14 protein-coding genes are annotated in these 13,846 nt (G+C 64.2%); 9 read left to right on the forward strand and 5 right to left on the reverse strand.

Going from position 1 to position 13,846, the window contains the following annotated elements; translation table 11 throughout:
- Positions 1–11: 11 nt before the first annotated feature.
- The 3 genes from AX729_RS30105 to AX729_RS30115 are packed head-to-tail and all read right to left on the reverse strand — an operon-like array spanning position 12 to position 2,729.
- Positions 12–935 (reverse strand): transketolase family protein, encoded by a 924-nt coding sequence (locus AX729_RS30105; protein ID WP_061027815.1) that lies wholly within the window; start codon positions 933–935, stop codon positions 12–14.
- The gene (locus AX729_RS30110; protein ID WP_061027816.1) at positions 932–1,750 is read right to left on the reverse strand and encodes a transketolase; all 819 of its coding nucleotides are present in this window, start codon (positions 1,748–1,750) and stop codon (positions 932–934) included. Before AX729_RS30110 ends, AX729_RS30105 begins: the two co-directional genes overlap by 4 nt.
- The gene (locus AX729_RS30115; RefSeq protein WP_245325467.1) at positions 1,728–2,729 is read right to left on the reverse strand and encodes an NAD-dependent epimerase/dehydratase family protein; all 1,002 of its coding nucleotides are present in this window, start codon (positions 2,727–2,729) and stop codon (positions 1,728–1,730) included. Before AX729_RS30115 ends, AX729_RS30110 begins: the two co-directional genes overlap by 23 nt.
- Positions 2,730–2,810: 81 nt before the next feature.
- On the opposite strand from AX729_RS30115, the gene AX729_RS30120 reads away from it, so the two are divergent.
- Together AX729_RS30120 and AX729_RS30125 are read left to right on the forward strand one after the other, a co-directional pair.
- Entirely contained in the window at positions 2,811–3,764 is a 954-nt protein-coding gene (locus AX729_RS30120; RefSeq protein WP_061027817.1) for a sulfotransferase family protein, read from the forward strand.
- On the forward strand, positions 3,754–4,644 hold the full coding sequence (locus AX729_RS30125; RefSeq protein WP_061027933.1) for a phosphotransferase family protein: 891 nt from the start codon (positions 3,754–3,756) through the stop codon (positions 4,642–4,644). The genes AX729_RS30120 and AX729_RS30125 overlap by 11 nt, the downstream gene beginning before the upstream one ends.
- Here the strand turns inward: AX729_RS30125 and rfbG are convergent, their stop codons facing one another.
- Together rfbG and rfbF are read right to left on the reverse strand one after the other, a co-directional pair.
- Positions 4,645–5,709: a CDP-glucose 4,6-dehydratase gene (gene rfbG, locus AX729_RS30130; RefSeq protein WP_082770578.1), complete on the reverse strand. Its 1,065-nt coding sequence runs from the start codon at positions 5,707–5,709 to the stop codon at positions 4,645–4,647. It abuts the gene before it with no gap.
- Positions 5,706–6,476: a glucose-1-phosphate cytidylyltransferase gene (rfbF, locus tag AX729_RS30135; protein ID WP_061027819.1), complete on the reverse strand. Its 771-nt coding sequence runs from the start codon at positions 6,474–6,476 to the stop codon at positions 5,706–5,708. Before rfbF ends, rfbG begins: the two co-directional genes overlap by 4 nt.
- Positions 6,477–6,690: 214 nt before the next feature.
- Between rfbF and AX729_RS30140 the strand changes: the two genes are divergently transcribed.
- The 7 genes from AX729_RS30140 to AX729_RS30170 all read left to right on the forward strand — a co-directional run bounded on the left by AX729_RS30140 (position 6,691) and on the right by AX729_RS30170 (position 13,841).
- The gene (locus tag AX729_RS30140; protein ID WP_061027820.1) at positions 6,691–7,653 is read left to right on the forward strand and encodes a UDP-glucuronic acid decarboxylase family protein; all 963 of its coding nucleotides are present in this window, start codon (positions 6,691–6,693) and stop codon (positions 7,651–7,653) included.
- Positions 7,654–7,692: 39 nt separating this feature from the next.
- Positions 7,693–8,997, forward strand: a complete 1,305-nt coding sequence (locus AX729_RS30145; protein ID WP_061027821.1) for a hypothetical protein — start codon at positions 7,693–7,695, stop codon at positions 8,995–8,997.
- Positions 8,998–9,001: 4 nt separating this feature from the next.
- A complete protein-coding gene (locus AX729_RS30150) occupies positions 9,002–10,180 on the forward strand; it encodes a CgeB family protein (protein ID WP_061027822.1) in 1,179 nt (392 codons plus the stop codon).
- A gap of 127 nt (positions 10,181–10,307) precedes the next feature.
- Entirely contained in the window at positions 10,308–10,754 is a 447-nt protein-coding gene (locus AX729_RS30155) for a cupin domain-containing protein (protein ID WP_061027823.1), read from the forward strand.
- Positions 10,751–11,872: a DegT/DnrJ/EryC1/StrS family aminotransferase gene (locus AX729_RS30160; RefSeq protein WP_061027824.1), complete on the forward strand. Its 1,122-nt coding sequence runs from the start codon at positions 10,751–10,753 to the stop codon at positions 11,870–11,872. The genes AX729_RS30155 and AX729_RS30160 overlap by 4 nt, the downstream gene beginning before the upstream one ends.
- Positions 11,869–12,636 (forward strand): class I SAM-dependent DNA methyltransferase, encoded by a 768-nt coding sequence (locus AX729_RS30165; RefSeq protein WP_061027825.1) that lies wholly within the window; start codon positions 11,869–11,871, stop codon positions 12,634–12,636. Before AX729_RS30160 ends, AX729_RS30165 begins: the two co-directional genes overlap by 4 nt.
- Positions 12,633–13,841 carry a glycosyltransferase family 4 protein gene (locus AX729_RS30170; protein WP_061027826.1) on the forward strand — a complete coding sequence of 403 codons (1,209 nt, stop codon included), beginning with the start codon at positions 12,633–12,635 and terminating at the stop codon, positions 13,839–13,841. The genes AX729_RS30165 and AX729_RS30170 overlap by 4 nt, the downstream gene beginning before the upstream one ends.
- Positions 13,842–13,846: the final 5 nt, after the last annotated feature.

The raw sequence follows: 13,846 nt of genomic DNA on the forward strand, positions 1-13,846 counted from the left end.
CGCAGGCGGCGTCAGCGCTTCGCCAGCGATTGCTCGATTCGCGCGACGATCGCCTGAGCCGAGAGGCCGGCGGCATCAAGCAGCGCCTCGCGCGACCCCGCACTCGAGGTCTTGCCACCCTGCTCCGGAATGCCGAGGCCTGTGACCGGCGGTCGCCGCGCATCGCCGGCGAACAGGCCAGCTACCAGGCTGAACAGGCCGCCGCGCAAGATGTGCTCTTCCAGAGTCACGACGAGCAAGGCGTCGCGCACGGCGTTTCGGATCGCAGTCTCGTCGAGCGGTTTCAGGCAGGAGACGCTGACGACACCGACGTCCCTGCCGCGCCCGGCGAGTTCGCCGGCAGCCTCCAGCGCGCGCGAGGCAATCGGCCCGGACGCGAGGATGACGACGTCCCGTCCGTCACGCAAAACCCGGGGGTGGCGCAGGTCGGTCACGGCGGCGCCGAGATTCGGCTCTCCCTGACGGCTGAGCCGCAAATAAGAGGGCTTGCCGCTTGTCGCGATCAGACGCGTCGCAGCCCGCACCTCGATGGGATCGCAAGGCACGAACACCTCGATGCCCGGCAGCATCGACATGATGCCTGCGTCCTCCAGCGCGTGGTGGGTGTAGCCCTGGCTCCCATAGGCATAGCCGGCGCCCACTGCCACGACCTTGACGTCGGCACCGTGATAGCAGACGTCGTTGCGAAGTTGCTCAAGGCAGCGCAAGGTCGGAAAGTTGCCGATGGAGTAGATGAAGACGGTCTTGCCCGAGAGTGCGATGCCGGCCGCGATCCCCGCCATGTTCTGCTCGGCAACGCCGACATTGAGATAGCGGTCGGGAAACTTCGCCGCGAACGGCTCCAGCACGGAGTAGCCGAGATCGCCGCAGAGCAGCCAGATGTCGGGATTCTCGCTTGCAGCCTTCGACAGCGTCTCGATGAACGTCGTCCTCATGCGCCGACCTCGGCCAGGGCCTGCGCGAGCAGCTCATCCGAGGGCGAGCGATAGTGCCATTCGAGCTTGTTCTCCATGAAGCTCACGCCCTTGCCCTTCACGGTGTGGGCGATCACGACGGTCGGCCGGCCCGATGGCGCCGGCACATCGCTCAGCACGCGCTCGAGCGCGGCGAGATCATGACCGTCGATCTCCTCGACCTGCCAACCGAACGATCTCCATTTCTCGGCGAAGGGATCGAGGTTTAGCACTTCGGCAACCGAGCCAAAACTCTGAATCTTGTTGAAGTCGACGATGACACAGAGGTTGTCGAGCTTGTGATGGGGCGCAAACAGGATGCCCTCCCAGTTCGAGCCCTCGTCGCATTCGCCGTCGCTGAGCAGGCAGAACACGCGACTGCCGGCCCCTGCTGAGCGCGCCGCGAGCGCCATGCCGATCGCGATCGGCAGGCCATGGCCGAGCGAGCCCGTCGAAACCTCTACGCCGGGCACGGCGTGGCTGACATGCCCGGTAAAGATCGAACCGTCGCGGCAATAAGTCTCGAGCTCGGTGAGGGAAAAGAAACCGCATTCGGCAAGCGTTGCGTACATGATCGCCGTGGCGTGGCCCTTGCTGAGCACGAAACGATCGCGGCTCGGGCTTTGCGGCTCCGCAGGATCGACGCGCAGGATCCGCGTGTAGAGTACTGCCAGGATGTCCGCCATCGAGAGGCAGCCGCCGATGTGGGAGGCCTTCGCGGCATGCACCATGCGCAAGGCGTGCGCACGAATCCGTCGCGCGAATTCTTTCGGCTCAGGAAGATTTGGTCGCGTCATGCCACTCTACCGTCTCGCGTAGTCCATCATCCAACGGCACTTCGGGCTTCCAGCCCAAGGCAAGCATGCGCGAAACGTCCGCAGCCAGCACCATAACCTGATCGGGCCGATACGCCAACTCGCCGAAGCCGAGAGCGCCGCCGGGGTCTACGAGATCGCGCAGCCGCGTCACCGTCTCGCGCAACGGCGGGGCGTCGGCGCTACCGACATTGAAGATGCCGCTCGCCGCTTCATGCGTGATCGCCAGCCGGAAAGCGCTCGCGGCATCTCGCGCGTGCAGAAATCCCCAGCGCTGCTCGCAGGGCGTCAGCGCCATATGGTCTCCGGAGCGCAAGTTCCGGATCGTGCTCGGAATCAGCCAGTGATCGGCATCCTTCGGACCGTAGGTCGAGAAAATCCTGAGCCAGGCGGCACGCAAACCGCGCTCCTCGCACAGACGCATCGCCATCGATCCGGCCGCGAGCTTGGCCATGCCGTACAACGTCGTCGGCCGTGGCACGTCGTCCTCCCGGATCGCGCGATCATAGGGGCCGTACTCCGCCTGCGATCCGGCCCCGACGAAGATCCTGGCGCCGGCCTCGGCCGCGAGTTCGGCGAGGCCCACCGTGTCGGCCACGTTGGCGGCCTGGACCGGGCTGTTGCGATCGCTGCCGGCGACGCCGCGCCAGGCCATGTGCACGACCGCGTCCGGGGCGAAGGCTGTCACCGCCCCGCGCAGCCCGTCCAGATGCTCCAGAGCGCCGGGAATCACCTGCAGACGGTCTTGGACCTCCCTGAGGCGCCAGGCGGCGCCTGGCGGCCGCAGCAGGACGGCCACCTCGTGCCCCCGTGCCACGAGGTCAGCAACGAGATAGGATCCCAGAAAACCGCTCGCGCCAGTCACGAAAATACGCATGCGCCCCGGGTAGATCAGCCACCGGAGCCCGTCAATGTCCCGTTGCGGAAGGTCCGTCGACCAGGAGCCGCGCTCCAGACCCATGGGACCGATCCGAACTTGATTATCCGGCCCACGCAGCTAAACGGGGGCTAGGATCGGGTTTGACGATACAGGGGTAGATGCATGAGCGATTTCAGGCTGGCCATGGTTTCCGCAGGCTTCGAACACGGTGGAAATGTCACCCATCGCCACTTCGACGGCCATCCCGACCTGCTCGTCTACCCCTTCGAGTCTCAGCTCGGAAACCGGAACTTCAACGACTTCCTTGCCTCCGTCGAACGCGTCCAGTACCGTTACCCCGAATTCCCGGAAGGGCTGACGGCGATCGAGCTCTACGAGCAGATGATCGACGAGGAGTTGAAGACCTTCCTGCGCAAGCGCAACGGCTCGAAGTTCCGCGATGCGGACTGCGTGATGGACGAGAAGAAGCGCGTCGCCGAGTTCGCCCGGATCCTCGGCCAGCCGCCAATCTTCCGTCGCCAGGTGATCGAGGCCTTCTTTCGCGCGACCTTCACGGCCTGGGAGAACTACTACACCAGGCCGCGCCCGGGCATGGTCCATGTCGGCTACTCGCCCGCCATCGGGATCGATGCAGATCGAATGGTGCGCGACTTTCCGAACATCCGTATCCTGCACATCGTGCGCAATCCGTTCTCGGCCTACCGCGACACCAAGCGTCGGCCGTTCCCGCAGCCTTTGACCAAATACCTGATCACCTGGAACATCTACCACTCGACGGTCGAGATGTTCGCCAGGATGTATCCGGAGAACGTGCGAATCTTCCGGTACGAGGACCTCGTTGCGGACAAGCGCAAGTTCATGACCGAAGCGGCCGAATTCATCGGCGTGCCCTTCGCCGACGCAATGCTCTATCCGAGCTGGAACGGCGTCGAGATCAAGGACTCCATCGCCCCTTGGGGAACCGTACTGAAGAGCACCAAGGACTACAACAAGGCTGTCATCGAGGAGCTCTCGGACGAGGAGCGCAGGCAGATCGCGCAGGGCACCGCGGCGCTCGCGCATCATTTCGGCTACGATCGGATCGACTATCTGAGCCCGCTCTATCGTGCTGAGTAAGATCGCGTTCTTCGAAGCCGACGATCGCCCCAACATGGCCGCCGATCGCGCGCGCCTCCTGCCCGAGCTGCGGCAGTATCTGCAATCCCTAGACCGCAACGCCGTTGTCATGCCGGCGCCCGGCGGCACGCTCGGCGCCTGCTACGATGTGGATATCTCCGGCGAAAAGCGCTTTCTGAAGACGCATCTGCCCGGTGCGAGCGCGCGGGTCAACCTCGCCAAGGAAGCCGACATCCTCAAGCAACTCTATGGCGACACGATCGTGCTCGATCGTTTCGAGATCCCGCTCGCAGATGGAGCTGCACGGCTCTCCCTCATGATGCCCGCGCTCACCCCGCTGACGGGCCCATTGAACCCCGCCGATGCCGCCGCGATGGCAGAGGCGTGCAGTCAGCGGCTCAAGGACTGGCGGCCCGATGGGCTTGCCTCGTTCGAACACTATTTGGCTTCCGCCGCCAAGGCAGTGCAGACGCTGTCGGACCGCGGCCTGCTGAAGCAGTCCGTCGCAGCGGAGACGCGCCGGCTGATCGCGCTGCTCGGCGACCGTCTTCCGGACTTGCCCGAGGCACTCTGTCACGGCGATTTCGGGCCGAAGAACATCATGCTCCTGGGTGCCGCGCGGCGCATCATTGACTGGGAAGATGCATTCCGCGGCATCGCCGGCTACGACTACCTCTATTGGCTAACCTTTATGGAGAACCGGCCGTTCCTGCAAGAGGCCGCCTTCGGTCGAACCGGCCTTTCGCCCGACGTCGAGCGCGCCATCCTCGTGCTCGTGGTCCTGCTCAAATCCTATCTGGCGGTGTTGTCGGGCGAGCATCTGACGCACGCGATGTCGGCAGAGGATCGCATTGCCGAGATCCTCGATCTGCCGGTCTGATCAAGCTTGCGCGGTACCAGCGACCTGATCGAGCTGATCGAGCGAGAACCTGCGCAGGTCCCGCCCTTCGCGCAGCGCCTTGTACCACTCGACGGTCAGGCGAAGGCCCTGCGCCAGATCGAGTCGCGGCGCCCAGCCGAGCTCGCTCCGCGCCTTCGCGCAGTCAAGCCTGAGATAGGCGGCTTCGTGCGGATGCGGGCCGGCGTCTGCCATCCATCGCGCGCCGTCGCCCCACAGCGCGATCAGATGATCGACCACCGTCCCCACCGGCACCTCGCTTGCTGTATCCGGTCCGAAATTCCAGCCGCCGACGAAACGTTCATCGCTCGCCAGCCGCTCGACCAGCGAGAGATAACCCCGCACCGGGTCGAGCGCGTGCTGCCAGGGGCGCACCGAACTGGGATTGCGGATACGCAGCGCTTCACCGGCGAGAAACGCCTGCATCGCATCCGGCACCAGGCGATCGCGCGCCCAGTCGCCGCCGCCGAACACGTTGCCGGCGCGCGCGGTCGCGACGCGCGCCGCATCGTTGGCGTTGAAGAAACTGTGGCGATAGGAATGCGTGACGAGCTCGGCACACGCCTTGCTGTTGCTGTAGGGATCGTCGCCGCCGAGACGGTCGCCCTCTCGGAAGGCGACACCCATGCCGTTATTCTCGTAGCACTTGTCGCTGGTGACGTTCAGGATCACCCGCACCGAACGCAGATGCCGTGCGGCTTCCAGCACATGCACCGTCCCCATCACATTGGTCGCAAATGTCTCGACCGGCTCCTCATAAGAGGGCCTCACCAGCGCTTGCGCCGCCATGTGGATGACGATGTCGGGCTCGGCCTCCGCCATCGCAGCACGCAAGGTTTGGAGATCGCGAATATCGGCGAGGCGATGCTTGATGTCTTCGGCAATGCGCGCCGTAACGAACAGCGCGGATTGGTGTGTCGGCGGCAGCGCATAGCCGTAGACGTCAGCCCCGAGACGGCGCAGCAGTAGCGATGCCCACGCTCCCTTGAAGCCGGTATGGCCGGTGAGAAAGACCTTCTTGCGGCGCCAGAATGCCGGATCCGTCACCAGACCCTCCATTTGGCGCGATTGCCGGCCCACTCACCCTCGAGGAAGTTACGATCGCGCAGCGAGTCCATCGGGTGCCAGAAGCCGTGATGCACATAGGCGCGCAGATCGTCGCCGCGCACGAGTTGCTCCATCGGCTCGCGCTCCCAGATCGTGTTGTCGCCTGCGATCAGTTCGCCGACCGATGGCGACAGCAGGAAGAAGCCGCCGTTGATCCACCCGCCGTCGTCATTCGGCTTCTCCTCGAAATTGACGACCCGATCGCCCTCGATCGCGACCGCACCGAAGCGCTTGGCAGGCCGCACCACCGAGACGGTGGCGCGGCGCCCATGCGCCTTGTGGAAGGCGATCTCGGCACCGAGGTCGATGTCAGCGACGCCGTCACCATAGGTAAGCGCAAAAAAGGAGTCGTCTTTGACGTAGGGCAGCACGCGCTTCAGCCGGCCACCGGTCTGGGTGTCTTCTCCGGTATCCACCAGCGTGACCCGCCATGGTTCGGCGGTCTCGCGATGCACTTCCATCCGGTTCTCGGCGAGATGGAACGTCACGTCGGACATGTGCAGGAAGTAATTCGCGAAGTACTCCTTGATCATGTAGCCCTTGTAGCCAAGGCAGATCACGAAGTCGTTGAAGCCGTAATGGCTGTAGATCTTCATGATGTGCCAAAGAATGGGGCGTCCGCCGATCTCCACCATCGGCTTCGGCCGCGTGCTGGTTTCTTCCGCGATTCGGGTGCCCAGGCCTCCCGCAAGAATTACGACTTTCATTCACCTGCTCCGAGCGGGGGCACGCTTCCCGCGTATTTCAGACGGCTTCTATACGAAGTGGCGGGACCTGGAAAATCTTCGGCCGCGAAGCCCTCAAAGATCTATAGGTATTTTGTTACCCAGATGCAAAGCTATTGGCGTTTCCGCCCGTAGCCGATACCACTCTGCCGGCCCATCCGGACGAGCCCCTCCCAAGACCCCGCTGGAACCGACCATGCCGTTTGAAAACTACAGGAACAGCCGCATCCTCGTGACCGGGGGCGCCGGTTTTATCGGATCGCACCTCTGCGAGCGACTGCTGGACGGCGGGGCCGAGGTGGTGTCCGCAGACAATTATTTCACCGGCAGCCGGCGCAACATCGCCCATCTGATCGCGAATCCGCTGTTCGAGGCTGTCCGGCACGACGTCACCTTCCCGCTCTACATCGAGGTCGACGCGATCTTCAACTTGGCCTGCCCGGCCTCACCGATCCACTACCAGCGCGATCCCGTGCAGACCACCAAGACCTCGGTGCACGGCGCCATCAACATGCTGGGGCTCGCCAAGCGGCTCAAGGCGCGCATCTTCCAGGCTTCGACCAGCGAGGTCTATGGCGATCCGCTGATCCATCCGCAGACCGAGGATTACTGGGGCAACGTCAACCCGATCGGCGTCCGTTCCTGCTACGACGAGGGCAAGCGCTGCGCCGAGACGCTGTTCTTCGACTATTGGCGTCAGCACGGCCTGCCGATCAAGGTTGCGCGCATCTTCAATACCTACGGCCCGCGCATGCAGCCAAATGACGGTCGCGTGGTGTCGTCCTTCATCGTCCAGGCGCTCAAGGGCGATCCGATCACAGTGTTCGGCGACGGCGGTCAGACTCGCTCGTTCTGCTATGTGGACGACCTCGTCGAAGCCATCATGCGGTTGATGGTGACTGCAGAGGACGTCACCGGCCCGATCAATCTCGGCAACAATTCCGAGTTCACCATCCGCGAACTCGCCGAGAAGGTCATCAAGCTCACCGGCTCGCGCTCCAAACTGGAGTTCAAGCCGCTGCCGCAGGACGACCCGCGTCAGCGCCAGCCCGACCTCGCCAAGGCAAAGGCGGTGCTGAACTGGGAGCCGAAGGTCGCACTCGAGGACGGCCTGAAGGAGACGATCGCCTACTTCAAGCATTCGCTCGACATCGCCTGACCTGCTCGCAACCGTCAGTGTCCGCAGCGAGCTTCGGCAATGAGCGCACCGCCCGGCATCATCAGCGATTTGCGCGCCTACCTGGACTCGAAAGCCGGGTTGACGACCCTGGTGCTGCTGCACAGTGCCGTCACCTGCCTGTCGCTGATCGAGGTCGCGACCTTCCAGCTCTCCATCGACTTCAACCCCAGGCGTTTGTGGATCGCGGTCATCGTTGCGACCGGCTTCTCCATCTTCTCGCTGCTGTTCGTCTCTGCCCGCTTCTGCTTCGGCTATTTCGTCGGGTTTTATTTCTACACGATGATCCTGGGTTTCCTGTGGATCGACGTCTTCTCCGCATACAGCTACCCGCGATTGCTCGCCGGAGTGTCGGCGGCCTTGGCGCTGCTGCTTTTCCTGATGCCCATGCTGTTTGTCAGAGCGCCGCTGCGGCCATTCGTGACGCTGTCAGATGCTCGGTTCGAGCGTCTGCTCACTCTCATCCTTGCAATCTCTGTGGCCGCGATCGCAGCGGGCGCGACCTACAATTTCCGGCTGGTTTCGATCTCGAACATCTATGACTACCGTGACACCCTCGAATTTCCGGGACCGCTGCGATATCTGATCGGTTGGATTTCCAGCACGCTGCTGCCGTTCGCCTTCGCCTGCTACTGGCTGCTCGGCTATCGCTGGCGCGCCGTCCTGGTGCTGGTCCTGCTCCTGCTCTTCTATCCCATCACGCTGACGAAATTCGCGTTCTTCACCCCGGCCTGGTTGATCGCGCTGGCCATGCTATCGCGGCTTCTGGAGGCGAGACCAGCGGCCATCGTCTCGATTTTCGGTCCGATGCTGGTCGGGCTGGTGGTGATCTGGTTCACTGAGCCAAATCTGGGTAGCATTCCCGGCAAGTATTTCGACATCGTCAACATCCGGATGATCGCCACCCCGTCGGGTGCGCTCGACATCTACAATCATTTCTTCGCGAGCCATCCGCTGACCTGGTTCTGCCAGATCTCCGTCCTCAAGCCGCTGATGCATTGTCCCTACGGGGAGCCGCTCGCGGTGGTGATGCAGAACACCTACGAACTCGGCAATCTGAACGCCTCGCTGTTTGCGACGGAAGGTATCGCGTCCGTCGGCCCCTGGCTGGCACCGCTGACCGCACTCGCGGCAGGCCTCGTGCTGGCGCTCGGCAACCGCGCCTCCGCAGGCCTGCCGCCCCGATTCGTCCTGATGTCCGCCGGAGTGCTGCCGCACGTCCTGCTCAACGTCCCGCTCTCGGTCGCCATGCTCACCCATGGCACCGCCCTGCTGTTCCTGCTCTGGTACTTGATGCCCCGCAGCCTGCTCGAACCGAGGCCGTGACGCCGTGCGCATCCTGATTCTCAACGCCGACTATCCGCGCTTCCTTTCCTGGCTCTACCGGCGCACGCCCGGCCTCGAGAACGAGCCTTACGCGGCGCAGATGGCAGCGCGGAACGCCAGCCTGTTCGGCGTTGCCGACTTCTACTCGCGCAATTTCACCGCCCTTGGGCACGTCGCCGCCGACATCCACGTCAACAATCCCTGGATGCGGGCGGCCTGGGCGCGCGAGCACGGCCTTGCCGTCACCGAGCCACCGCCGCCCGGCACGCCCGCCGCGCGCGATGCCGTTCCCGGCTGGCTGCAACGCGCGGTCGCCCCCTTCAAGCCGGTGCTGCGGCCGCTCGCGCGCAAGGTCGGCCTCAGCCCGCGCCTTGATGCCGAAGCGGAAAAGATCCTGCTGGCGCAGATCGAGGACTTCAAGCCAGATCTTGTCCTCAACCAGGATCTGTTTCACGTCGACACGCGCCTGGCGCGCCGGATCAAAGGGATCGGCCGCCCGGTCCTGATCGGCCAGATCGGCATCTCGCCGTCGCGCGGCGAGGACTGGTCTGTCTATGACCTCATGATCTCGCAGATGGCTGCGGTGGTGGACTTCTTCCGGACCCACGGAGCACGCGCCGAAGTCGTCCATCTCGCCTTCGAGCCAGGCATTCTCGACGCTCTGCCTCCGTCGCCCGCACAAGAATTCGATGTCACTTTCGTCGGGGCTGTGTCGGCGGATCACCAGCTTCGCGTGGCGCAGCTCGAAGCGGTGGCGCGGCGCTACGATCTCAAATTGTTCGGCAGCGGCCTGCACTCCCTTCCCGCCACTTCGCCGCTGCACCGCTGTTATCAGGGCGAGGTGTGGGGAGTGGAGATGTATCAGGCTCTTCGCGCCTCGCGCATCACCCTCAATTCGCACATCGACATGGCCGGCCGCGAAGCCGGCAATGCGCGTTTGTTCGAAGCAACCGGCGTCGGCGCATTCCTGCTCACCGACTTCAAGGACAATCTCGACACGCTGTTCGCCCCCGCGCGCGAAGTCGTCGCCTGGCGCAACGTCGAGGACTGCATCGCAATGATCGATCGGTATCTCGCCGACGCGCCGGCGCGCCAGTCCATTGCCGAGGCGGGACAGGCCAGGACGTTGGCCACCCACACCTTCCGCCGGCGTGTCGAGGAGATCCTCGCCCACGTCGGCTGAATTCCGGTCGGCGGGGCGCAGCAATCGTCACATTCCCCGCGCCCTTGACGGTCCCTGCCAAAATGGCCAAAGTGCACAGCAAGATAGCTATCCCACTCTAATTGCAGCGATTTTTCCGAGGCCCCCGATGCAACACGTCGAGCATGTTCGATTCGGCGACCAGCTCTACGCGATCATCGTGCGGGCCTCGTTTCGCGAGCCCGGCATCCATTTCTTTTCGACTCCGGAGCTGTCGCAACAGCTCGCCTTCATGAGCCATCCGCAAGGCAAGACCATCGAGCCTCATCGCCACAACAAGGTGACGCGGGAGGTGCACTACACCCAGGAGGTTCTCCTGATCCAGAAGGGCAAGCTCCAGGTCGACTTCTACACGGTCGAAGAAGAGTATCTCGAAAGCCGCGTGCTTGGTGCCGGCGACATCATCCTCTTGTGCAGCGGTGCTCACGGCTTCCACGTGCTCGAACCGCTCGAGATGTTCGAGGTGAAGCAAGGTCCCTATTCCGGCGAGAACGACAAGACCCGATTCCCCGAAGCATCGCCTTCAGAAATCCGGATCAAGGGTCCGGGCCTGTGACCGCACCTTTCATTCCCGTCAATACGCCGCTGCTCGACGCCAACGAGGCCGATTACCTCGCCGAATGCATCCGGACCGGGTGGATCTCGTCGGAGGGACCGTTCATCAAGCGCTTCGAGCAGTCGATGGCCGCGGTCGCCGGTCGGCGGCACGGCATTGCCGTCACCAACGGCTCGGTCGCGCTCGACATCGCGGTCCATGCGCTCGGGCTCGAGAAGGGCTCCGAGGTCGTCATACCGACCTTCACGATCATCAGCTGCGCCGCCGCCCTGGTGCGGGCGGGCCTCGTGCCGGTTGGAGTCGATTGCGATCCCGCGACCTGGAACATGACGGCGGAGGGCGTGGAAGCCGCGATCACGCCGCGCACGCGCGCGATCATGCTGGTCCACATCTACGGCCTGCCGGTCGATCTCGATCCGATCCTGGCACTCGCCCGCAAGCACGACCTGAAGGTGATCGAGGACGCCGCCGAGATGCACGGCCAGACCTATCGCGGCGCGCCTTGCGGCAGCTTCGGCGACGTCTCGACCTTCAGCTTCTACCCCAACAAGCACGTCACGACCGGTGAAGGCGGCATGATCCTCACCGACGACGATGCGCTCGCCGATCGGCTGCAATCCTACCGCAATCTCTGCTTCCAGCCGCAACAACGCTTCGTCCACGAGGAGCTCGGCTGGAACGCGCGCATGACCAACCTGCAGGCCGCTCTTGGCGTCGCCCAGGTCGAGCGCCTGCCGCGCACGGTCGAGATCAAGCGCCGGATCGGCCGGCTCTACGACGAACATCTCGCAGGGCTCAACCAGATCCGCCGCCCGGTCGCCCGCACGGGTTATGCCGACAACATCTATTGGGTCTACGGCGTCGTGCTGAACGAAGACGTGCCGTTCGACGCCAGGGAGGCGATGCGGCGCCTCGGCGAAAAGGGCATCGGGACGCGGCCGTTCTTCTGGTGCATGCACGAGCAGCCGGTGCTGCGCCGGATGGGCCTGATGATCGACGAAAGCCACCCCAACGCGGAATACATCGCCCGGCGCGGTTTCTACCTGCCGAGCGGGCTTGCCCTGACTGACGACGAGATCGCGCGCTCGGCTGTGGCGCTCAAGGAGATCCTGGCGTGACGGTATTCGCCGACTACGCGCCCTGGTACGATCTTCTCTATCGGGACAAGGATTACGCGGAGGAGACGGCGTTCGTCGAAGCGCGGCTGCGCGACCACGGCGTCTCCCCGGGCAAGCTGCTCGATCTCGGCTGCGGCACCGGCCTGCATGCGCTCGCCTTCGCTCGCCGGGGGTGGGACGTTGCCGGCATCGATCTCAGCCACGAGATGATCGCGCGCGCCCAAGCACGCGCCGAGCAGACCGGGCTGTCGATTCCGTTCCGGCAAGGCGATGCCCGGGAAGCAGGTCCCGAGCGCGACTTCGACGCGGTGGTGTCGCTTTTCCACGTCGCGAGCTATCAGACCAGCCGCGATGCGCTGACGGCCATGTTCCGCACGGCCCATGCAGCACTGAAACCGGGCGGCGTGTTCTTCTTCGACTATTGGTACGGCGGCGCCGTGCTGGCGCAGGGCGTCGAGACGCGCGTCAAGGTGATCGAGCAAAAACCGCTGCGCCTCACCCGCATTGCGCAATCCGATCATGACGAACGGGCCGCGACCGTCACCGTGAACTACACGCTGTTCTGCGAGGACATGGATAGCGCCACGATCCGGCGCGTCGACGAAGCGCACCACATGCGCTACTGGTTTCCGTTCGAGATCGACGCCGCGCTCGTCGCGAGCGGCTTCCAGCCCGCAGCCCACGCCGCATGGCTGACGCAGGACGCGCCGAACTCGAAGAACTGGGCAGCCCATGCGGTCGCCAGAAAGAGCGTCACGCCGTGAGACCTCTGCGGCTCGCCGTGATGCTGGAACAAGCGCTCGAGGTCGGCGGCGGCTTCCAGCAGCCCCTCAACGACCTGCTCTGGCTGCGCGACTGGGCGGCCGGTTCGGGCAACGAGATCGTGGTGTACTCGCCCTACCCGAAGACGCTGGACATCCTGAAGGAGTTCGGTGTCACAGCCCGCCTCCTCAAGTTCGGCCCGCTCGACCATATCTTCCTGTTCCTCAAATATTGCCGGCCGTTCGATCTCGTCCAGATCGCGCTGAAGCTGAAATCGACCTTCGAGCGCGCACTGATCCGCGACGGCATCGACGTCGTGCACTTCACCTCGACCTCGAAGCGGCACCTCCTGCTCTATGAGCTGCCCTTCATCATCACGATCTTCGACGGCTGCCATCGCGACGCGCCGGAGTTTCCGGAGGTCAGGACGTTCGGAGAATTCGAGCGCCGCGAGATCCTGTTCGGCCTCGCGAGCACCAAGGCCGCTGTCGTGATCGTCAATGCGCCGGAGCTGGTCGACGACCTCTGCCGCCGTTATGCCATGGAGCGCGAGCGTGCGGTATGCATCCCGTTCTCGCCCTCCACCTATGTCAGCCAATCCACGCCCGACGCCTCTGACGATGCGGCGGTGCTGGCGAGATATCGGCTCGAGCCCGGATATCTGTTCTATCCGGCACAATTCTGGCCGCACAAGAATCACATGACGCTGCTCGCTGCGCTCGCAGGCTTGCGCGAGCGGGGGATCACGGAGCGGCTGGTGCTGTGCGGATCGGATCGCGGCGGCCGCGACAAGATCGATGCAGCGATCCGCAGCTACGGGTTGTCGAGTCAGATCTCCATTATCGGCTTCGTCGAGTCCGCCGAGCTCGGCGCGCTCTACCGCGGCGCCGCGGCGCTGGTGATGCCGAGCTATTTCGGCCCGACCAATCTTCCACCTCTGGAAGCCTGGGCGGTCGGCACGCCGGTGATCTATCCCGAGGCGTTCAAGACCCAGGCCGGCGATGCCGCGCTCCTGTTCGACTATGACGATCCGCGCTCCCTTGCGGATGCGATCGTCACGCTCCGCACCGACGGAACGCGCGAGCGGCTGCGCGCGGCCGGTCATGTCAGGCTCGCGCAATTTGCTGCGGAAACCGAAGTCGGCCACCAGCAGTTCGCCCGTCACCTCGAACGGTTGAAGCACCGTCTGGCATTGACGGCGCGTTGAACAGC

The organism is Bradyrhizobium sp. CCH5-F6 (genome assembly GCF_001556045.1).
Lineage (GTDB): Bacteria > Pseudomonadota > Alphaproteobacteria > Rhizobiales > Xanthobacteraceae > Bradyrhizobium.